Below are 21743 nucleotides of genomic sequence, written 5' to 3' on the forward strand. Positions count from 1 at the left end.
ATATGTTACTAACCGATAATCATTTTACTGTAGTCATAGGGATTGATATCCACTTTGTAACTATAGCACCTGCAAACCCATTAGGAATACATCCCTATATTGGAATTGTTATAGATCCTGCTGATTATATCCCTTTTCTAGGAACAGATGTACATATCAATGGCATGAAAAGAGGAAACTCTGATACTGGTGGTATGCTAGTTACATTACAGCATATTATGTTATTTTCTCCATGGATTATGGCACCAATTATTGGGCATGAAAGCATGAATTTCTTTGCCTCAGAAAAAGTATATTCCGATGGCACTCGATTAAGTCCCAAAGGATATATGTTAATGACTTGTAATGATATTGGAATTCCGTTATCATTATCTGTTACTAAACCCAAAAAGAAAATAAAAATTATCCCTTCGCTTTTTGCACCTACTTCATTTTCGCTTCCTATCCCAACAGGAAAACCTGTTATGGTGGGCGGACCATATTCTCCAGATTGGGGCGGAATGCTAACAGGGCTTTTGATGAGTATGGGATTTAGCACATTATTACGAAAACTAAGAGGGTTAGTAAAACATCTAAATGTAAATGGTAAATTTCCAAAAGGTCTTAAAGATATCCTATGTAAGTTTGGCTTCGAACCCGTAAACCTCGTAAACGGTGCTGTAATCTATGAAGGCTCCGATTTTGAATTTACTTCCCCAATTACGCTTAATTGGGAACGCCGTTGGTATTCCGACTCTGAATATATCGGTTGGTTGGGGCATGGCGTGCATTGTGCTTATGATCGTGCCGTAGAATTATTTCTCGAAGACGATGCTCTTGGTTTACGAATGGACGACGGACGATTAGTTGCATTTCCAACCCTTCAAATGGATGAAGAATTCTACCTCCGTCAAGAAAAAACAACCCTCAAAAGGACATCAAAAGGATATGAAGCCTACGACCATACCGCACAATTGTTTTATGTGTTTGAACAATTTGACGGCAATAAATACCAATTATCGCAAATAAAAAACCACTATAACCTTGCCATTACATTTACTTTTGCCAACAACCGCATCGTTAAAATCATTGATACCGCTGGCAGAGAAATTTTGGTTACCAATAACCGACAAGGGCAAATTGAACAACTACAACTTGTGGCATCAAAAGGTTTAGAAACATTGGTAAGCTATCAATATGACGACAACCAAAACCTCATTGCTATTGCCGATGCACTAGGAAACCCAACCGTTATGCAGTTTGAAAACCACCTGATGGTGAAAAAAACAGACCGCAACGGGCAAGCTTTCTATTGGGAATACGACAAACAAAACCGTTGCACCCACACTTGGGGCGATGATGGCTGGCAAGAAGGTTGGATTGAATATTTCCCTAACGAAGGCTACAACTTGGTAAAAGATGCCAATGGTGCCGTAACCACTTATTATTACACTCCAGACCAACTCATTACACAAATTAAAGACCCAATGGGCAACAGCGAATTTTTTGATTACACCGACTACATGGAGTTGTATAGAAAAATTGACCAAGAAGGCAGAATTACTGGGTTTACCTACGACAATTTTGGCAACAAAGTATCCGTAACATACCCCGACAATACCCAAGAAATTTTTGCCTACAACGAACACAACAAACTCGTGATTGCTGTTGACCCCGAAGGGCAAAAAACCGTGTATTTGTATGACAAACAACAACCCAACCAGCTCAAAACCATTATAGACCCCGACAAGTCCACCACGTTTTTTACATATACCGATAATGGACAGATAGCAACCGTTGCCAAAAACAACAACCAACTCCAATTGGTGTATGACCAGCAGCACAACCTGATGGAATGGCACGAAAACAACCAAAAAACAAGGAATTGGCGCTACAACCACCGTGGCAGAGTAATAGCCGAAGAATTTGTAAACCAAACGGGCAATTATTTTGAATATGACCTGCTAGACCGTTTAGAAAAAATAAGCCAAAATGATGGCAATAAAATACAATTGGCATACAACAACTATGATGAAGTAATTGCCCTAAAAGACGAAAAAAACAACATCAAGTTTGAATATACGCCCATGGGAAGCCTTGCCGTGCGGGAACAAAACGGCGTAAAAGTGCGGTTTGCCTACGACAAGATGGAGCAGCTAAAAATGATACGCAACGAACACGGCGAAGCCTATAGCTTTAGCCGCAACAGAGCAGGACACATCATTAAAGAAACCGCTTTTGACGGCATAGAAAAACGCTACAAACGCAACCTTGCGGGCGAAGTATATAAAATAGAACGACCAGGCAACAAATGGACCGAATATGAACAAGATGCCCTAGGCAGAATAACCCGTGCCAACCACCACGACGGCACTTGGGAACTCTACTCTTACAACAAAAACGGGCTACTAGTAGAAGCCACCAACCAAAACGTAAGCATCTACCTAGAGCGAGATGCCAACGGACGTGTGGTAAAAGAAACCCAAAAGCAACACCTAGACAGCCCCGAAAATGCTATTGCCATAACCAATACCTACAACCAGCTGGGGCAACGCACCAGCATAGCAACCTCTTTGGGCGGAAAAATAACCACCCAATACGACCACCGTGGCAACCTGCAACAGCTAGAAGCACAAAGTGCCGAACTATTAGAAAAACAACAAAGCTGGCAAACCACCATAAAACGCGACGATGCCGGGCGCGAAATAGAACGCTTTGTAACAGGAGGACTACGCACAGAAACCCGCTACACCAGCAGCGGAAAAATAGATTCGCAACAAATTTTTAGCAACAGCAACCGCCGCACAGGATACCGCATTTATAACTGGAGCATTAACAACCAGCTAAGTAGCGTATATACCAACCTAACCCAAGACCCCACCGTATTTAACTACGACGAGTTTGGCAGCCTAGCCCTCGAAATAGTAAAATTTGATGTCTTTTACAAAACCCCCGATGCTGTGGGCAACCTCTACAAAAGCCGAGACCAAGACGATAGGAAATATGGCAAAGGAGGCAAACTGATAAAAGACGACAAGTGTTTTTACCACTATGACGCCGAAGGCAATTTAATATTAAAAAGCACCCGAGACATCACCAAACCGCTCGAACTACCCAAAGCTACCAATTTTATAGACCGCCTTTTTGGCCACACCGAAGAACAAAAAGACGAAATAGCCAACCACCAAAACTGGCAACAAGGCGACACGGCCTATACTTGGCTTGCTAATGGAATGTTAGAAAGCGTACAAAACCCCAATGGCGAACTCATACGCTTTGAATATGACGCCCTCGGACGCAGAACTGCCAAGCTAATAATTCCCCCTTTGGGGGCTAGGGGGCTTATATATAGATATTTCTGGGACGGAAACGTTTTGCTTCACGAATGGCATTATAATTTAAAAGACAGGCCAAAACTTGTAATACAAAACGGAGATTTAGTTTATACGCACCCAGAGCCAACTCCCCCTTTGGGGGCTGGGGGGCTTGTTACTTGGGTTTACGAAGAAGGCTCTTTTGCGCCGTGTGCAAAAATTGTAGGCGAAGAAAGATACAGTATCATCAATGATTACATTGGCAGACCCATACAAGCCTACAATGAAGATGGTAAATTAATTTGGGAAACAGATTATGATATTTACGGAAAACTTCGTAACTTGCACGGCGAAAGGAGTTTCATTCCTTTCCGCCAGTTAGGACAATATGAAGACGAGGAAACTGGGTTTTATTATAACCGTTTCCGTTACTACTCACCCGAAACTGGCACTTACATTTCTCAAGACCCAATTGGGATATTAGGCGGAATGGCAATGTATGGATTTGTAAAAGACATCAATAGCAGAGTAGATATTTTTGGATGGTATTCCGATTTATTAGGAAGCGGAATGGGACATCATCTTATGCCAAGATCAGTTGCAAATAATTTAGGAATAACAGAATTAGCCCAAACAAACTCAATAGCTTGGTATCCTGACAATGGAGTTGGAACAGCTGCATTACATGGCGAGATGCACACAAACCTTATCAAAGAAGGAGTGCCATATCATGGTTCAAAATTTGCTGGAACAGCAGATGATTTCTTTGATAAAGGAGCAAAAGCGTATGATGGAATTAATACAAAAGGATATTTAAAAATTCCTGGAACAAACAAACCTTTATTTGAGAATTTAACTCCTAAAGAAGCTTTAGCTAAACTCAAAGAGTTATTTGAAACCAATAAAATACCTTGTAAATAATTTAGTAATATTTAAAATTGAATTTATATGACAAACAAAACTTTAAGTGTATATGATTACGGAATATTTCTATTATCTGAAGAAGTTTTTCTAGATTTTTTAAAAAATAATAAAGTAAAATCTAAAAACATATTGAATGTATTCCAAAAAAAGCATGATTTATATTTAGAATCTATTTTACAAGGGGCTTGGTTACCAATACTTCCTATTGATTCTGTAAAATATAAAATTAAAATAACTAATATTAATGAAAAATTTGATGATAATTGGGAAAATAAATTAGAACAAGAACAATTCAATTTAAAAATCATTAATAATGTATGGATTGGTTCAATTAGTGAACTTCTTGAATTTAATAAAAGTATGTTTGAGAAGGATTTTATTTCTCAAGAAACATTAGATGGTATTAAATTATTTACAGGTTATAAATACAATTTAATTTCAGGATTATTTCAGGTTAAAATCGAAGGTTTCAAAAGAAAACAATTATTAGATTATCCAAATGCAAATTTTGGTTTTCAGTTTACATTTAAAAAAGTTGATAGTTTTGATGGTTTTAAAGACCCCAGAGAGGATGATAAATATAATTTTAATGTAGCTCAAATGTAAAAAATAGTTGCAAACGAAACTTTTTCTATTATAAACGATTATATTGGCAGACCAATACAATGTTATAATGAAAGCGGTAATATTGTTTGGGAAACAGATTACGACATTTACGGAAAACTTCGTAACTTGCAGGGCGAACGTTCTTTTATACCATTTAGACAATTAGGGCAATATGAAGATGTAGAAACGGGGTTGTATTACAATAGGTTTAGGTATTATTCTCCTGATAGTGGTTTGTATATTTCTCAAGACCCGATTGGCTTGGCTGGGAATAACCCTAATTTTTATGGATATGTGTTTGATAGTAATAGTCAAATTGACCCGTTTGGATTAACAGTATGGGGTGATTTGGGGATGAATTTTAATGAATGGTTTAATCAAGCTTCTCCTCAAGATATTACTGATAATTTAAAGAGTGTTAAAGACGCATTAAGATCTCCTGGCGGTAAACATGAATTATTTCCTGTATCACAAGCTGCAAAGGCTAAAGAACTTGGTTTTACAGCGGAAGAAATAAAAAAAATGAGTGTTAATACTGACAGGATAACTTTTGAAAATGTTACTGACGCTTTAGGTAATCCAGTTCCTGACGGAACGCATCATAATAGTCGAGCAGGAAGAAATTTTCATAATAAATTAATAGATGCACTAAAAGATGCAAAATCAAAATTAGATGCAAAAAAAATAATTGCTAGACATCACAAAGCACACATGAAATTAAAATGTAAATAAATAATTATGGATTATACAGATAAAATATTTTTATGGTTAGGGATTTTCAATGGTTCAAAGAATGAATTTAATTTATATTTTGATCAATCAAAAGGATATCTATTAGACGAATATGGGAATGATAGATTGCCAGAGGAAATAGAGTTAAGTCAGTTTTCTAAAGATTTGGGCGAAGATTTTACATACGATGAAGATTTTATAGGCTACCTATTGTTTCCTAATTCTATTGAAATTTTAGAAATATTAGAAGAAGTTCCGATTAATCATTCGGAAAAAGAATCAGTTATTAAAAAATGTATCGAATTAGGTTTAAATGACGCTAATGCAGTATATTGGTATTCTGATGAAATAACTCCAAACCCCAATATAAGTTATAATGGTTTAAAATATATTGGTGAATATTTAGCAGAATAGGAAAATTATTTATTAAACAACGCCCAAGACTAAAAGTTACAGATGATGATTTAGTTTACGACAAAAAAGAACCAATAGAAAACCTCATAACATGGGTTTACGAAGAAGGCTCATTTGCGCCGTGTGCAAAAATTGTAGGCGAAGAACGATACAGCATTATAAACGACTACATTGGACGACCTATACAAGCCTACAATGAAGATGGCAAATTAATTTGGGAAACTGATTATGACATTTACGGACAATTGCGTAACTTGCTCGGCGAACGTTCTTTTATACCATTTAGGCAGTTAGGGCAATATGAAGATGAGGAAACAGGGTTGTATTACAATAGGTTTAGGTATTATTCTCCTGATAGTGGTTTGTATATTTCTCAAGACCCGATTGGGTTGGCAGGAAATAACCCGAATTTTTATGCTTATACTTTTGATTCAAACTCAAGAATAGATATATTTGGATTAGACGAACTATATGCTTTATTAGCCAATAAAGACGGTTGGTATCCAGTAATGGAATGGGGCAAAAAAGACCCGATTGGAGAAGTTTTTCTAAAAGAAGGTGAAGTTTGGAAAATAGGTACTTCAAAGGATGCAAAGACAAGATATAAAACCAAATATCTAGATGATTTAAATTTAGAAATGAAAGTTTTATATAAAGATATATCAAAAAAATCAACACTCTTTTGGGAGAATATGAAACTTAGAGGCTATTTATCATGGAAAGGATTTTTACCAGCTGGAAATAAATGTAAACATTAATTTAAAAAAATACATTTTTATTATGACATTCAATATTGTTACAGATACTGCGGGTTCAAGAGTTGCAGAATTATCTAAAGAATTATTAAGAAAAATTCAAGAAGAGATAATTAATAATTTTTCCAAGTATAATTTTAGAATAGGAATTGGTATAAGATGCTTGCCAGATTCATACAATAGAAATTCTTTTGTTAGATATTCAAATAAAGATAGTTATCTTACTATAGATTTTTGTGTATCATTAGAAGAGTATGAAAAATTATATAAAATAGAACAAAAATTTGAATTAGGAAAAACCTTTTTAGAATGGTTAGAAAAAGGTTTAGAAAATAAAAGTTTCTTAAAAAGCAATCCAAGTTTTGACAAAGAAGAATTTGTAAATTATATAATTAAATTAGGTAAAGAAATTGGATGGTTTGTTGATGAAGTCGATTATAGTCAAGATTTAGAATATTAAATTCAAAACATAAATTAAACCATCAAAAAAATTGAAATTATTAATATCCTTTTTAAGTTATTTATGTTGCTATGTTTCATCGGCAAACCCCACCGTATTTAACTACGACGAGTTTGGCAACCTAGCCTGCGAGTATGTAAAATTTGATGCCTTTTACAAAACCCCCGATGCCGTGGGAAACCTTTACAAAAGCCGAGACCAAGACGACAGAAAATATGGCAAAGGAGGAAAACTGATAAAAGACGACAAGTATTTTTACCACTATGACGAGGAAGGCAATTTAATACTAAAAAGCACCCGAGACATCACCAAACCGCTCGAACTACCCAAAGCTACCAATTTTATAGACCGCCTTTTTGGCCACACCGAAGAAGAAAAAGACCAAATAGCCAACCACCAACAGTGGCAACAAGGCGACACCGCCTATACTTGGTTAGCTAATGGAATGCTTGCCAGCGTAACCAAAGAAGACGGCACAACAGTAAAATTTGAATACGATGCCCTCGGACGCAGAACCGCCAAGTTAGTAATTCCCCCTTCGGGGGTTAGGGGGCTATTCCGCTACTTTTGGGACGGCAATGTGTTATTACACGAATGGCATTATGATTTAAAAAAACGCCCAAGGCTAAAAGTAACAGATGACGATTTAGTTTACGACAAAAAAGAACCCATAGAAAACCTTATAACTTGGGTGTATGAAGAAGGTAGTTTTGCACCGTGTGCTAAAATTGTAGGCGAAGAAAGATACAGCATAATTAATGATTACATTGGACGACCTATACAAGCCTACAATGACCAAGGAAACCTTATTTGGGAAACCGATTACGATATTTACGGACAATTGCGTAACTTGCGTGGCGAACGTTCTTTTATACCATTTAGACAATTAGGGCAGTATGAAGATGTAGAAACTGGGTTGTATTACAACAGGTTTAGGTATTATTCTCCTGAAAGTGGGGTTTACATAAGCCAAGACCCGATTGGGTTGGCTGGGAATAATCCTAATTTTTATGCTTATGTTTGGGATTCTAATTCTCAATTTGATTTATTAGGTCTAGATGGTGGTTTAACTTCATTCATTGGGGATGCTTTACACCCAGGAACTGTTACTGCTGATAATCCTGGTGGAGTTTATACAGTAAAAGCGACGGGAAATTATCAAGGTGATAAAGCTGCCTTATATGGTGAAGCTAATTTGAAAGAGAGTTTTTCACCCGATTATGTCGCACACCATATAAGTTATGACGCAAATACTAATACAATGCAAATGCAACTTGTTAAACAAGATGTTCACTCAAAAGTAAGTCATATCGGAGGTGTTAAAGATTATAGAGAAGCACATAATGGTAAAGGGTATGAAAGTTCTAAGAAAAAAACTAAAGTTAAATGTAAGTAGTATGAAATGATAAATAAATTATTTAAGAGCAAAAATTTAAACTTCCAAATCTTGAACGAAGGTATAACAAAAGAACAAATTGAAAATGTAATTTCACAAGATTTCAAAGGGAAGATTGATTTCGTTCAGTTTTATCTTGCACTCGATGGTGTATATTTTCCAGAAGGTGCAGAAGTAAGCACAGAACAGTTTCAAAAGGATGACGACGAAGAATATTATGAACTGGAAATAGAATACATTTATAGTATTGAACATATAAATAAAATGTGGGAAGCAATTAAGGAACGCTCAGAAGTAGCAAAGAAATTTATGGAAACACATTTTTCATTTGCAAGAGATGCAGCTGGGAATGAGTTTTTTATTGAAATTCCAACGGGTATGATAAAATATATTTCTTGGGAATATGATATTGAGGAGGGACTTATTGGTGTTGCTAATAATTTTAAAGAATTCTGTTTGGCTATTGAACCTTTAATTTAATTACTTGGGGTTATGAAGAAGGCTCTTTTGCGCCGTGTGCAAAAATACAAAACGGAGAGACTTTTTCTATTATAAACGATTACATCGGCAGACCTATTCAATGTTATGATGAAAGCGGTAATATTGTTTGGGAAACCGATTACGACATTTACGGACAGTTAAGAAATTTAAAAGGAGATAGAAGTTTTATACCTTTTAGGCAGCTGGGGCAGTATGAGGACATTGAAACATCATTATATTATAATAGGTTTAGATATTATAATCCTGAGACAGGTGTTTATATAAGTCAAGACCCGATTGGCTTGGCAGGTAATAATCCGAATTTTTATGGGTATGTGTTTGATTCAAATTCAGAAGTGGATTTGTTTGGATTAGAAAAATGTATGCTATCTAATGCAGATAAGGCTAAGTTGAAAAAATTATATAGTGATGATGGAATAATAAATCCACATGATCATCATATTGTAAGAGAGAAAGCACCTCCTAAATGGTCAAAAGAATATAAAGATTATGTAACTAAATCGCAAGACATTATTAAGAAAGAGGGAATTGGAGTTAATGATGATATACGTAACTTTACTAGAGCTCAAAATGGAGGAGGTGCACATACACAAAAAGCTGCTAAATATGTATATGAGCAATTATCAAAAAGTGAAAACATAACGGAAACTTTGAAAGATTTAGCAACGCAAATGAATAAAGGAATATTTTATTAATCTTAATAATTAAATGATAATGATTGATTTTAACAAATTTAAAATAGAACTAAAAGAGGCGACAAAAGTATCTTTTCTAAAAATTTCTAATACACAAAATTTATATGCATTTGGTTTATTATCGGATGAGAATTGTCAAACAATACTCCCTGTAGCAAACACTTTAGACTATTTACAAAAATCAAGAGAAGATTATGATGATTTAGATAGTATGCTTTGCAAATTTGAACCAGATGAATGGGATTTTGATTTATTAAATAATGAAACATTGTTTAAACCATTAAATAAAATATTATCAGAAGAAGATGAAAATAATGAAAAAAGTTTGAAAGAGTTTGAACTATTTCAAAACAAATTTTATGATACTTGTATACAGGTTTTAATCGAATTGAAAGAAGAAAATTTTTTCTTGAATAACTTTAATAAAGATGTTTTTTTAATTTTTTCTGTTTCAGAATATGAATTTGAAATTAATAAGTTAAAAGAAATGATAAAAGAATTGAATACAGAAAATTATACAAATGAATATTTAGATTGGATTTCTACTTGGGAAAATGAATAATAAATTGCCAGCATACAAAACCCCAATGGCGAACTCATACGTTTTGAATACGACGCCCTCGGACGCAGAACTGCCAAGCTAATAATTCCCCCTTTGGGGGCTAGGGGGCTTATAAATAGATGTTTTTGGGACGGCAACGTACTTTTACACGAGTGGCACTATAATTTAAAAGACAGACCAAAACTCGTTATACAAAACGGAGATTTAGTTTATACGCACCCAGAGCCAACTCCCCCTTTGGGGGCTGGGGGGCTTGTTACTTGGGTGTACGAAGAAGGCTCTTTTGCTCCATGTGCAAAAATAGTTACAAACGAAACTTTTTCTATTATTAATGATTACATTGGCAGACCTATTCAATGTTATGATGAAAGCGGTAATATTGTTTGGGAAACCGACTATGACATTTACGGACAATTGCGTAACTTGCGTGGCGAACGTTCTTTTATACCATTTAGACAACTTGGGCAATATGAAGATGTGGAAACGGGGTTGTATTATAACCGTTTTAGATACTACAACCCTGAAAGTGGTTTATATTTGAGTCAAGACCCGATTGGGTTGGCAGGAAATAACCCGAATATGTATGCTTATACGCATGATAGTAATTCAGAAGTGGATTTGTTTGGATTGTCAAAAACACCAACATATAAACTTCAGAAAATTTGGAAAGATTATGTTGGAAAGCCTCATACTAATCCAGATATCCACCATGGTTTTCCAGAAGAATTTGCAGATAAATTTAAAGACATGGCAGATATTGATGTAAATAATCCTGAAAATTATTATAATTTAACAAAAAAACAACACACAACAAAGCCAGGTATTCACACGAATAGTTCTCGTCTTGGGAAAAATTGGAATAAAACATGGGAGGGTATAATTGATCACGTAGAAAAGATGAATCTTACAAAAGCAGAGAATAGAGAAATGTTTCAAAAAATATTAAAAAGTATGGCTAAAAAAGAAAGAATAAGCAAGAATAATGCAAAAGCAATTAAATGTCATTAATTTTAATTTTAATAAATCATGTTTGAAATAAATATAGAAAAAGAAATAGAAAAATTCATAAGAAGAAATACTTTAATAAATAATTTAAATAAAATTCCTATTCGTGATAATTTTTATAATGAATATATTTCAAAATATAAATCTCATAAATTAAATGCAGATATAGATATTTTCGATTATGAAAAGACCTTGGTTAAAAATTCATATATTAAAAAAAATTACCCAAATCTGAGTGAGAATTTATGGATAATTGCCGATTCAGGACAAGGTGATGAATGGTTTTTAAGTAAAAGAAATGAAAAAATACTGTTCTACGATCATAATAAAGGTGAGTATGTTGAAGATGGTTTTATTGAAATGGATTTAACTTTTAAAGATTTCTTACAATTAGGATTGATTCTTAATAAGTTAGAAGAGTATTTAGGTCAAGGAATTGATGAAGAAATTTTTAAAAAACCTTTTATTGAAAATTTAAATAAAATAAATAAGAATTTATTTAATATTTACCCATATAAATATTTTTAAAATAAAACTCTAACAAGCTATCTCTATTTAGCGAACAAAAGTAAAGTAGAAAAATACAGCATTATCAACGACTACATAGGCAGACCCATACAAGCCTACAACGACCAAGGCAATTTAGTTTGGGAAACCGATTACGATATTTATGGACAATTAAGAAATTTAAAAGGAGATAGAAATTTTGTACCTTACCGCCAGCTTGGGCAGTATGAAGATGTAGAAACTGGGCTTTATTACAACCGTTTTAGATATTACTCGCCTGAAAGTGGGGTTTACATAAGCCAAGACCCGATTGGGTTAGATGGAGAAAATCCAAACTTTTATGGATATGTGTTTGATTCAAATTCAGAAGTGGATGTTTTTGGGCTTGCGGGAACTCCTTGGCTACCACAACCTGATGTTATATCTAAAGGGCCTCATTTTTATGCTGGAGATGGCATAACAGAGTTAAAATTAAAACTCGATGGTAATGGAAAGGTTGACTTTGAGGAAGTTTTTACAAAGGATTCTGGTACATCAAAACTGAATAAAGCAATAAATGATGCTCTACAAAATTTTGTTGTTGCAAAAGAAGCTTATATCAAATGTGAAGATTTTTTAATGCAAATAGAATCATTTAGACTTTGCGGATGGGCTGCTTATGAAAAAGGAGATGTAAAACTTGCTAATCAATATTATATTGAAGGCTATCAATTATATCCTAATTTATCTCAAGAAATTGCAGTAAATTCAACCTTCCCATACATAGTAAAAAAATTAATGTATAATAATGATAGAGAAAAAATAATTTCAAATATTCAAATGAATAAAGATATGACAACATTATTTGGCGAAGACTGGAAAGAAATAGCAGATAGTTATGGAAAATTAAATTCAGTAGCATGAGACCAAGACACAGACACGTAACGGAAGCCGAACTAGCATATAGAAAAATGATTAACGAATGGTTTGAATTGATTCCTGAACCCTACCGTATGCCGTTTTCTATAATTGCATTGGCATTGATATTTTTTTTTATGATTAGATACATTTTTGGCAGACAAGTAGGCTACACAAAAAAACATAACATTTTAGGTGCAAAAATTTCTTCTGCCACATTACAAACCCTTGTTTTTATGCTGTTTATGGCTATAAGTACACTACTATCTTTATATTATTATCAAAAAACAAAATTATGAAATCGCCATTAACACAAGTTTGCTTGCAAACACCAATGAAAATAGCGATACATATGCACCAAAAAATAAATAATATTTACATATGAAAGAAAATAATACTGAATTTTTAGAAAATATTAAAAATTGGATAGTTCAAATTGTTCATGAACACCCTTTTTATATATATTTAGTTGTAATGTGCTTTTTAGGTCTCACGTTATTAGGTTTATACTTAAATTGGAAGTGGACGTATTTCCATAGAGATAATATAAATACTTTTTGGATGAATTTTTTGCATGAAAATTTTAGCGAGAAATCAATTAGGATAACTCATGCTTTTTTAACAATCATTATAATGATTTTAGTTTCTTTCATTTATTTTCAAAAATTTTTTAAGTAATAAAAAAATATGAAAGAATAATTTTTAGAATTTACAGACAAATTAAAAATTTATTGGAGCCTATTTTTTGATGGGCATCCACTTAGACTTTATTTATTAGCAATGAGTTTGTTAATATTTTATTTGTTTGGATTGTATTTTGATTGGAAATGGACAGCGTGGTACAACCCAAATTCAGATAGTTTTTGGCGCATATTCTTGTATGAAAATTACGACCGAAAATCCATTAGAATTGTATATGCTATTAGTGTAATTATTCTTATGTTATCACTATCAGCAGCGTTTTATTTAAAATACATAAAATAACTGAATAAATTATGTCAGATTCAAACAACTCTTTCTTTGATAATGTAAGTACATAAATTACAAAATCAGCAACTGATCAAAAGGAAAAAATATCTAATTCTGTTACTAAGGCAGAAAACATTTCCAATAACAATAATTTAAGTGCTTCAACAAAAATAGTTGCTGGTGCTTTTGCTGCCAAGGAGGTTTATGATTCAATTACTAAAGCAATACCAAACATAGTAGATGCAGCTATAGAAGCACCTATATTGGGAATAATTGGTAGTTTAGGACTAAAAGGAATGGCATGTTTACCTATTGCCAAACAACTCGATCCAGTATTAGGTATAGACATACACATGGTTACCTTGCCTCCATCTGGTCCTGCACCAATACCTATGCCTCATCCTTTCATTGGTATGTTATTAAATCCTCGTGATTTTATTTCAATAGCGGCTGCGGTAGTCGTTGCTGAATTCAAAGACCCAATTGTGCCTGTAGATTCAGAAAATCCAACTGAAAAAGAACAACATGATATGAATATTGAGGCTATAAAAGACATTACATATAGCATCATAAAAAGCAAATATGGACTAAATGCAACCGTTTTTATTGATGGTAAATTTCCTAGAGCAGTGGCAGGAACTCCTACCAAAAACATTCCTCATTTTCCTATGGGTGTAGGTTTTCATAAGGTATATTCAAGAATGGTAAAAAAAGACAACGGTCACTCTTTACTAGGTAGTTTAGTAGCTCTTGCTGATGGTGCTCCTATTAGTGGTGGTCAAGCCCATCTGTTTAATTGTTGTTGGGATATTGGAATATTTTCACCACATTCTAAAAGCAAAAGAAGAAAAATTGGGGTAGAACTTTATCTACCTACAGGAATAATCATTCCTTTACCAATGTCTAAAACCATTTTAACAAACCCAATCCCTGCTCCGTTCAACCCTATTGCTAAATTGCAAGAATTTGTTAAAAGCAGTTTTGGTAGGTTTTTTAAAAAGAAATTAAAAAACAAAAAATTGGCGGATAAATTACATAGTAAAGTTGGAGGTGCTGGACTAGGTAGTAGAATGCTCCACAAAGCCATCTGCACCGTTACAGGTCACCCAGTAGATGTAGCCACTGGAAACTTTTTTACCGACGAAGAAGATTTTTTCCTCCCAGGCCCTGTGCCACTGTCTTGGGAACGAACCTATTATAGCAAGTCCGATTATGAAGGGCCATTAGGCAACGGTTGGCATCACGCCTACGATATGGCAATGCACATTGATTATGACACCAACACCGTTTCCATACGCCTTGCCGATGGAAGACCTATGGCGTTTGAACTGCCAACACCCGAAATCCCTTCGTTTAACCTTGCCGAACCGAAATCTGGATATATTGGTAAGAAAAAAGCACTATCAGACAAAGAGGTAAAATATTTATTTAAAAACCAACAGCAAAACATTGTCTATCTGAATAAAACCATAGATACTTTGCAAAAACAAGTTACAAAAATAAATGAAATACATTCCAAATCAACAAATGTTATCCATCAGCAAATAAAAACCATTTACACCCGTTCAGGACATACTTTTTCATTTGTCTATTTTATTAGTTGGATTTATTTTGTTGTTTTTCCTTAAAAATATTCTATAAAAAATTTGGTAGTTCAAAATAAATTACTATATTTGACACATAATTGATTGCGAATCCTCCTCTTCTTCACAGAAGCTAATCAAAAAAAGTATGCAAATACAAAAAAGAGGTATTCTAAATTCAATTTAGTGTACCTCTTTTTTGTTTTTCTAGTGAGCAAATGTGAAGGAGGTATTCAAAAAACGAATTATTTATAAACAATTTTAAATTAAATTATCATGGCATTCAAAGCATTATTAGAAATCGAAGGAAACGAGTATCAAGTATTATTCTCAAAAGTAGATATGACCCGCCACGTGGACGGAAAAGGCGCTGTTTCATCAGAAGTAAAAGGTGGTAGAGTTAATGTAAAAGTAAAGTCAACAGACAACACTACGATTATTGAACAAGCAGTAAACAGCCAACACAAACCTGTTTCAGGAAAAATTAAATATTTCAAAGCAGATTCTGAGCAAGTAATGAAAGAATTGGCTTTTGAAAATGCTTTCATTGTATTTTTCAGCGAAGTGTTAGACGCTTTGGCAGAAACGCCAATGACAACCGAAATTACTTTCTCGGCAGAAAAAATCACTTTAGGCAACGCAACTTTAGACAACAACTGGGCTAAAGTATAGTTTTTATTTACAAACAAAAAGCAGTTACTAGTGCTGCTTTTTGTATTTTTTAAATAAAAAACAAAATTATTAATGTATGGTATTTGAAGATGTAACTTTAAAACATGGAGAAACACTTTCACAAATCGCAAGTGATTATGGATATAATTCTTGGGATTGGAAGATAATTTGGGATCATCATATAAATTCTGATTTGAAAAACAAAAGGCAAAAACCAGAAAACCTATTAGTTGGTGACAAGATAATTATCCCTTTACCTTGGAAAATAATTAGTAAAAACATGTCGGTTTATCCAAATAATAGCAATCGGTTTGGAATTACAGTAAATAGAGATGGTGCCAAAGGTAACAAATTAAGATGGGTGCAAACGGTTTTTCAAGACAATCAGCCGATAGGATTTACCGATTCATTTTGTGCTGACGCATGTCCTGGTGATGATGATGACCCTTTTTATTATACAACAAATGAAATAAAAAATAATTCAAACTATAGAAAATCATTTTATGATGCACCATGGAGAGGTCCGCATCCATTAAGAACTACTGCTTGGAGGGCAGTCCTATCTATTTGTAGTGTTTCTGATTTGCAAGTATCAGTATTTGAATCAATAGTTTGGGGAGTTGATTTTGGGAAAAACGGTATAAATACAAAATACCCACCTAGAAAAGCAACACAGCAGGAGATTTCAGGTCATTTAAGACTACTAAAAATCGGTAAGGGAAAAACAAAAACATTTAAAGATGGTGGATGGACTTTTAGAGAAGCTCTAATTTATTAATATTTAATAGACTCTGACTAAAATTGAAAAATGAAATATTTGATAGCTTTTTTTATACTAATAACTTTCAGTTATTGCAATTCAAAAACTGAACAAATTGTTGTAATTAACCAAAATAATAAAGAATTTGAAACTGTAAAAATGGATACTATTAAAAAGAACAAAGCAAAAGCTGTTATAAAAGCGAAAGCACTTAATACAGGTGTTGGAGATAAATATTTATATCAAAAAATTGAGGTTTTAGAAGTTATAAAAAACAACACTAACTTTATTTTTAAGGATACACTTATTGTGGCACATTATAGCTGGAAATTAGGTGTTCCTTTAGGAAAAGAATGCATTATCTACTTAACTCCATGGCCTTATGGAAGTGAGTCTTTAAATGAAGAAAAACAATGGATGTTACTTGATGGCGATGGAGAGTATGCCTGTGAGATTCAAAAATAAAGAAACTATCAATTAACAAAATAATTATGAAAACAAATTTTTCAATTATATCACTTTTTTTTATTATTGTTTTTACATCTTGTAATCAATTTAAAAACAAGGATAAATATGAAGATGATTTTTATAATAGATATTCAGGTTTAGATTATATACGATTGCCATTAATAAAACCTTTAGAAGCAATTAAATTGAAAGGTGAAAAACATTGGTCTTTAAATACGTCAAATAATCTCAATCCAATTGGAGTAACAGCTCCTATAGATTCTATAAATGTGGTGGATAAATATATTTTTGGGCATTGTATAAAATATCAAGATGAAGATTTAAAGGGATTCAAAACTCCAGAGCAATGGTTTACTATAGATACCGAAAAAAATACAATGACTTTTTTCAAAAAAGATTCGCAGATGTATAAATTTTTAAAAACAAAATCTATAAAAGATAAATTAATATTAGTAGATGTTTTAACAAAAGGATTTAAGGATGATTATTATTTGCCTTGGCTAACAAATATCAAGCTAAAAAAAGAAAATTAAATTTAACCAATTCTAAATGAAACAATTTAATATAATAAATACAGAAAATAATAAATATCCTTCAAATTAAGTTCTCTTATCAGATATAATAACACAAAAAATACCAACTATGAGTAAAACCACAATAACCTTCGGCATTGATACAAAAGAGATAAGCCATTTTACTTCTATAGAATTGCATCAAACCATCAATAACCACCATCAATTTAGCATTAGTGTGCCTCATTCGGTTATTGAAAAACCACGTGCCTATACAATCGAAAGCGCACAAGCTTGGCTTGGAAAAGTAGTGCATATTGCCCTTGATGACAAAAATAATTTTCTAGGCATTATTACCAACATTCAATTTGCTCAAGAAGACGACCATGTGGGCAATCAAATTATCATTACAGGTTTTTCTAAAACCATTTTATTAGAATCGGGCGAAAAATTATTCTCATGGAACGAATCTGTTCTTAAAGACATTGTAAAAGAAGTCATTCAAAATGGTGCAGGTTCGCAATTGCAAAACGAAGTAGAACCCGAATATACTTCCAAGATGAACTACCAGTGTCAATACCTTGAAACCGATTTTCAGTTCATGCAACGCCTTGCCAAACAATACAACGAATGGTTTTATTATGATGGCGAGAAACTTCATTTTGGAAAACCAAAAGAGTTGGGTGATTCCATAACACTAGTGTATAACAAAGACCTTTCAAAACTCAACATTGCCATACAAGCTGTACCTAATAAATTTAGCGGTTTTACTTATAACGAAGAAACCGACAAAAAACACCTTGCCCAATCCAAAGATTCCGTTGCTGGTTTACCAAAACTAGGTAATGAAGCATTTGCATCGTCTAAAGCCGTTTTTGCCACACCAGCCTTTAGCTACGGAATGATAAGTACGGGCGACGATATGGTGCTAGAAACCTATTTAAAAAAGAAACAAGAAGCTGCGGCTTCCAACACCAACTATGTAACGGCTCATTCAAAAAATCCAAAATTAAGAATAGGAAGCCTTGTAACCATACAAGCAAGCATTCACGAAAGCGTAAAATTTGTTACCCAAGATGTTGGACAATACATCATTACCGAAATCACGCACCATGCCACACACTTGGGCGAATATGAAAACAATTTTAGAGCCATACCTGCCAAAGTGCTTCGACTGCCCGAACCCGATGTAGCATTCCCGATGGCTCAAATACAGCAAGCCAAAGTAATGAACAACACCGACCCTAAAAACAAAGGCAGAATAAAAGTACAAATGCTATGGCAAAGAGGACAACAACAAACCGATTGGATTCGTGTAATGACACCAGATGCGGGTGGACCAAGCAATAGAGGATTTGTGTTTATTCCAGAAGTGGGCGATTATGTGATGTTGGGCTTTAGATATAACGATCCCAACCGTCCGTTTGTAATTGGTAGTGTATTTAACGGCACAACGGGTGCTGGTGGAGGCAGTGGAAACAATAGCAAAACCATCAAAACCAAAAGTGGAAGTACCATTGCTTTTCAAGAAGATAAAAAAAGTATCACAATAACTGATGGTGCAGGAAATTCTGTTGCACTTGACGGTGCCGGAAACATTTCGGTATCTTCATCGGCTTCTATATCTTTATCAACAGGAGAGAGTAGTATAACTTTAAAAGCAGATGGAACCATAGATATTTCAGGAAAAGATGTTTCAGTAAATGGATCTGCAACCATCAATAATACTAGTCCGAGTGTTACAATTACAGGAAAAAAAGAAGTAAACATTAATTCTGATGACAAAATTAATGTAGATTCTAAAAACGAAGTTTCGGTTACCGGTACTGCTAAGGCAACTATTTCATCGTCTGCAACTACGGCAGTTGAAGGTACAATTATAAAATTAAATTAATATGCAAACCAATCCTGTTCAAGAAAGTATCGACAAATTAGTAAACAATTGGCAAAGAGCCTACTCCAAAAAGGGAATCAAAGTGGTTTGTATTTCTTATAAAGAAAAGGAAACTTCTATGATAGATGCTTTTATGGATTATATTTTAGCATTGGATAGTGAAATTGAAAATTTTGTTTGGGTATTTGAGTCCGAATTTTTAGACCATAAATCCTATGCTAATGCTATTTTGAAAGAAATGGAGGAATTAATAGCCACTTGGAATACAATGGATAAGCCTGCTCAATACGATACAGGAACTATTGACTGGATACCAAATTATTCATTAGTAAACGATAAAAATCCAATGTCGGTTTTGGTAAAAAATTTGAATGATTTTGCAAAATATCTATTTCCAGAAAAAAATAGTGCTGTTTGTTATGTTTTTAAAGCCTATTCCATGTCAAAAAAAGAAGCATTAAAATGGATGGACTATGCTCTTGAAGTTGATTTTGAAAAGCATGTAACTTGGACAGTAGCTCAATCGGATACCTACCCATTTTTTGAAAAAGCCATTGACTTGCACGCTTCAAAAATAGCGGTTTTAGAACCCAAAATGGATGTAAATGGATTGGTTGAACAATTAGCGGCACAAGCAGACACAACTAAACCTGAAAATAAATATAGACTGGAACTCATCAAATTGATGCATGCGGTTGAAGACAGAAATGACAAAAAAGTAAGCTTGCAAACCAAACTCTGTTTAGATATTATTTTAGAAGAATTAAAAAACGACCCTAACTGGATTTCACAAGTAGTTACCGTTTATGTTATTTTATATAACGACCAAATCGGAAATAAAAACTATAAAGAAGCCTTGTATTTTGCAACAAAAGCCGTAGAAGCTGCCGAAGCTGCAAAAAAAACAATCGAACCTTCCATGAGCTATAGATTAGCAGCACAAACCCATATTGGTAGAGGAAGCATCTATGTATTATTGGATAATTGGCAAAAAGCCCATGAAGATTATGCTCAAGCCAAATTGGATTATCAAAATTGTAACGATTTTTTAATGATGGCAGAAGCCTGCCGATTATGTGGTTGGAGTAGAAACAAGTTTGATAAATTTGAAAATGCACTACCTTTTTATGAAGAAGGATTTTATTTGCATGAAAAAATCGATGCTTCTTTAATTACAAGTTCTTCTTATCCTTTATTACTCAAAGAAGTTATTTACAATGATAAATTTATAAAATTAATAACCAAAGATAAATTAGATAAAGTACTAATTCCTTTATTCGGAAAAGACTATAGCTTTACACTTGACAACTATGGAAAACGTTAATGTAACAGAACTATTTGCCAATTTACCCTACAAAAGAATCGCCTCTTTTGCAGTGATTTTTCTGTTGATTTTTTTGAGTATGATACCTCCAAAGTATAATTTATTCGGGAAATCATTAGAAAGCAAAGAAGAAAGAATATACAACAAAAAATTAAGCAGATTAACCCATTATAAACTATCAGGTAGAACCATTACTGCACTCATCAATTTGATTTTTGTATTGATTAGTTTAGGAATTGGATTATATATTTACAATAAATCAAAATAGACTTTTATTAAGTAACCGAGATTATGAACTTTGAATATCACTATATCTATTTACTATTTACCTTCTTTTTAGGAATTTATTTTTCAGCAATACTATTAAATAAAGATTGGGTTTTATTTCCTGGAGACGGAAAATACAATTTTGATTATTTTATTAAAATATTTGGTAGAACAATAGTAAGAATTTTTATTGGAACTTTAACACTTATTGGAATAGGCATAACCTTTTCCTTATTTTATATACAAGAAAAAAAAATTAACATTAATAATTTAAAATTGAATAACATGAATTTAGAAGATTATTTTGAAAAAATAAGACAAGATCCAAATTTAGCCTATCCAATCCTTTTAGGAATAGCAATTTTTGTATTTATTGGAATTATTTTTGATTGGGACTGGATTTTCGATCCAAGAGGAAATAGTAAATTAAGATACCATCTTGAATTATGGGGTAGAAAAAATGTAAGGATTTATTCTGGAATTACCTTTCTAATTATCATTATCTGTCTTTCTTATATTGTAGTTTTTAATAAAAAATAAAAATAGT

At 33.3% G+C, this 21743-nt stretch carries 25 protein-coding genes; all 25 read left to right on the forward strand.

Annotation, left to right across the window (positions count from 1 at the left end; genetic code table 11):
• Positions 1–2: 2 nt before the first annotated feature.
• The 25 genes from FBFL15_RS14380 to FBFL15_RS14495 all read left to right on the forward strand — a co-directional run bounded on the left by FBFL15_RS14380 (position 3) and on the right by FBFL15_RS14495 (position 21736).
• Entirely contained in the window at positions 3–4214 is a 4212-nt protein-coding gene (locus FBFL15_RS14380; RefSeq protein ID WP_014085266.1) for a DUF6531 domain-containing protein, read from the forward strand.
• Between the two features lie 27 nt (positions 4215–4241).
• Positions 4242–4823, forward strand: a complete 582-nt coding sequence (locus FBFL15_RS14385) for a hypothetical protein (RefSeq protein WP_014085267.1) — start codon at positions 4242–4244, stop codon at positions 4821–4823.
• Positions 4824–4928: 105 nt separating this feature from the next.
• Positions 4929–5555 carry an RHS repeat domain-containing protein gene (locus FBFL15_RS17065; RefSeq protein WP_276524794.1) on the forward strand — a complete coding sequence of 209 codons (627 nt, stop codon included), beginning with the start codon at positions 4929–4931 and terminating at the stop codon, positions 5553–5555.
• Positions 5556–5561: 6 nt separating this feature from the next.
• Complete coding sequence (locus FBFL15_RS14395) at positions 5562–5969, forward strand: immunity 22 family protein (protein WP_014085268.1); 408 nt, start codon at positions 5562–5564, stop codon at positions 5967–5969.
• An 86-nt stretch (positions 5970–6055) separates the two neighbouring features.
• On the forward strand, positions 6056–6727 hold the full coding sequence (locus FBFL15_RS17070) for an RHS repeat-associated core domain-containing protein (RefSeq protein ID WP_476729674.1): 672 nt from the start codon (positions 6056–6058) through the stop codon (positions 6725–6727).
• 22 nt (positions 6728–6749) lie between these two features.
• The gene (locus FBFL15_RS14405) at positions 6750–7184 is read left to right on the forward strand and encodes a hypothetical protein (protein WP_014085269.1); all 435 of its coding nucleotides are present in this window, start codon (positions 6750–6752) and stop codon (positions 7182–7184) included.
• Positions 7185–7215: 31 nt separating this feature from the next.
• Positions 7216–8580, forward strand: coding sequence for an RHS repeat-associated core domain-containing protein (locus FBFL15_RS16040; protein WP_068801151.1), 1365 nt, complete (start codon positions 7216–7218; stop codon positions 8578–8580).
• A 51-nt stretch (positions 8581–8631) separates the two neighbouring features.
• Positions 8632–9060, forward strand: a complete 429-nt coding sequence (locus FBFL15_RS16640) for an SMI1/KNR4 family protein (protein WP_197535531.1) — start codon at positions 8632–8634, stop codon at positions 9058–9060.
• A 146-nt stretch (positions 9061–9206) separates the two neighbouring features.
• Complete coding sequence (locus tag FBFL15_RS16235; RefSeq protein WP_476729675.1) at positions 9207–9776, forward strand: RHS repeat domain-containing protein; 570 nt, start codon at positions 9207–9209, stop codon at positions 9774–9776.
• Positions 9777–9795: 19 nt separating this feature from the next.
• Positions 9796–10338 carry a DUF4303 domain-containing protein gene (locus tag FBFL15_RS14425; protein WP_014085271.1) on the forward strand — a complete coding sequence of 181 codons (543 nt, stop codon included), beginning with the start codon at positions 9796–9798 and terminating at the stop codon, positions 10336–10338.
• A gap of 93 nt (positions 10339–10431) precedes the next feature.
• Positions 10432–11346 (forward strand): RHS repeat domain-containing protein, encoded by a 915-nt coding sequence (locus tag FBFL15_RS17080; protein WP_276524770.1) that lies wholly within the window; start codon positions 10432–10434, stop codon positions 11344–11346.
• An 18-nt stretch (positions 11347–11364) separates the two neighbouring features.
• On the forward strand, positions 11365–11871 hold the full coding sequence (locus tag FBFL15_RS14435; RefSeq protein ID WP_014085272.1) for a hypothetical protein: 507 nt from the start codon (positions 11365–11367) through the stop codon (positions 11869–11871).
• Between the two features lie 138 nt (positions 11872–12009).
• A complete protein-coding gene (locus FBFL15_RS14440; RefSeq protein ID WP_276524796.1) occupies positions 12010–12753 on the forward strand; it encodes an RHS repeat domain-containing protein in 744 nt (247 codons plus the stop codon).
• Positions 12750–13046: a hypothetical protein gene (locus tag FBFL15_RS14445; protein WP_014085273.1), complete on the forward strand. Its 297-nt coding sequence runs from the start codon at positions 12750–12752 to the stop codon at positions 13044–13046. Before FBFL15_RS14440 ends, FBFL15_RS14445 begins: the two co-directional genes overlap by 4 nt.
• Before the next feature lie 175 nt (positions 13047–13221).
• Positions 13222–13425 (forward strand): immunity 17 family protein, encoded by a 204-nt coding sequence (locus FBFL15_RS17235; RefSeq protein ID WP_420834436.1) that lies wholly within the window; start codon positions 13222–13224, stop codon positions 13423–13425.
• Between the two features lie 102 nt (positions 13426–13527).
• A complete protein-coding gene (locus tag FBFL15_RS17240) occupies positions 13528–13731 on the forward strand; it encodes an Imm17 family immunity protein (RefSeq protein ID WP_014085275.1) in 204 nt (67 codons plus the stop codon).
• Between the two features lie 248 nt (positions 13732–13979).
• Positions 13980–15344 carry a DUF6531 domain-containing protein gene (locus tag FBFL15_RS14455; protein ID WP_148267935.1) on the forward strand — a complete coding sequence of 455 codons (1365 nt, stop codon included), beginning with the start codon at positions 13980–13982 and terminating at the stop codon, positions 15342–15344.
• A 231-nt stretch (positions 15345–15575) separates the two neighbouring features.
• Positions 15576–15971 (forward strand): type VI secretion system tube protein TssD, encoded by a 396-nt coding sequence (tssD, locus tag FBFL15_RS14460; RefSeq protein WP_014085261.1) that lies wholly within the window; start codon positions 15576–15578, stop codon positions 15969–15971.
• A gap of 76 nt (positions 15972–16047) precedes the next feature.
• Entirely contained in the window at positions 16048–16749 is a 702-nt protein-coding gene (locus tag FBFL15_RS14465) for a LysM peptidoglycan-binding domain-containing protein (RefSeq protein ID WP_014085276.1), read from the forward strand.
• Between the two features lie 30 nt (positions 16750–16779).
• The gene (locus tag FBFL15_RS14470) at positions 16780–17196 is read left to right on the forward strand and encodes a hypothetical protein (protein WP_014085277.1); all 417 of its coding nucleotides are present in this window, start codon (positions 16780–16782) and stop codon (positions 17194–17196) included.
• Positions 17197–17222: 26 nt separating this feature from the next.
• Positions 17223–17732, forward strand: a complete 510-nt coding sequence (locus tag FBFL15_RS14475) for a hypothetical protein (protein ID WP_014085278.1) — start codon at positions 17223–17225, stop codon at positions 17730–17732.
• A gap of 109 nt (positions 17733–17841) precedes the next feature.
• Entirely contained in the window at positions 17842–19605 is a 1764-nt protein-coding gene (locus tag FBFL15_RS14480) for a type VI secretion system Vgr family protein (RefSeq protein WP_014085279.1), read from the forward strand.
• 1 nt (position 19606) lies between these two features.
• Complete coding sequence (locus FBFL15_RS14485) at positions 19607–20929, forward strand: hypothetical protein (protein WP_014085280.1); 1323 nt, start codon at positions 19607–19609, stop codon at positions 20927–20929.
• Positions 20916–21197, forward strand: a complete 282-nt coding sequence (locus tag FBFL15_RS14490) for a hypothetical protein (protein WP_014085281.1) — start codon at positions 20916–20918, stop codon at positions 21195–21197. The genes FBFL15_RS14485 and FBFL15_RS14490 overlap by 14 nt, the downstream gene beginning before the upstream one ends.
• A gap of 23 nt (positions 21198–21220) precedes the next feature.
• Positions 21221–21736 carry an immunity 17 family protein gene (locus FBFL15_RS14495; RefSeq protein ID WP_014085282.1) on the forward strand — a complete coding sequence of 172 codons (516 nt, stop codon included), beginning with the start codon at positions 21221–21223 and terminating at the stop codon, positions 21734–21736.
• Positions 21737–21743: the final 7 nt, after the last annotated feature.

Source organism: Flavobacterium branchiophilum FL-15, assembly GCF_000253275.1.
GTDB lineage: Bacteria > Bacteroidota > Bacteroidia > Flavobacteriales > Flavobacteriaceae > Flavobacterium > Flavobacterium branchiophilum.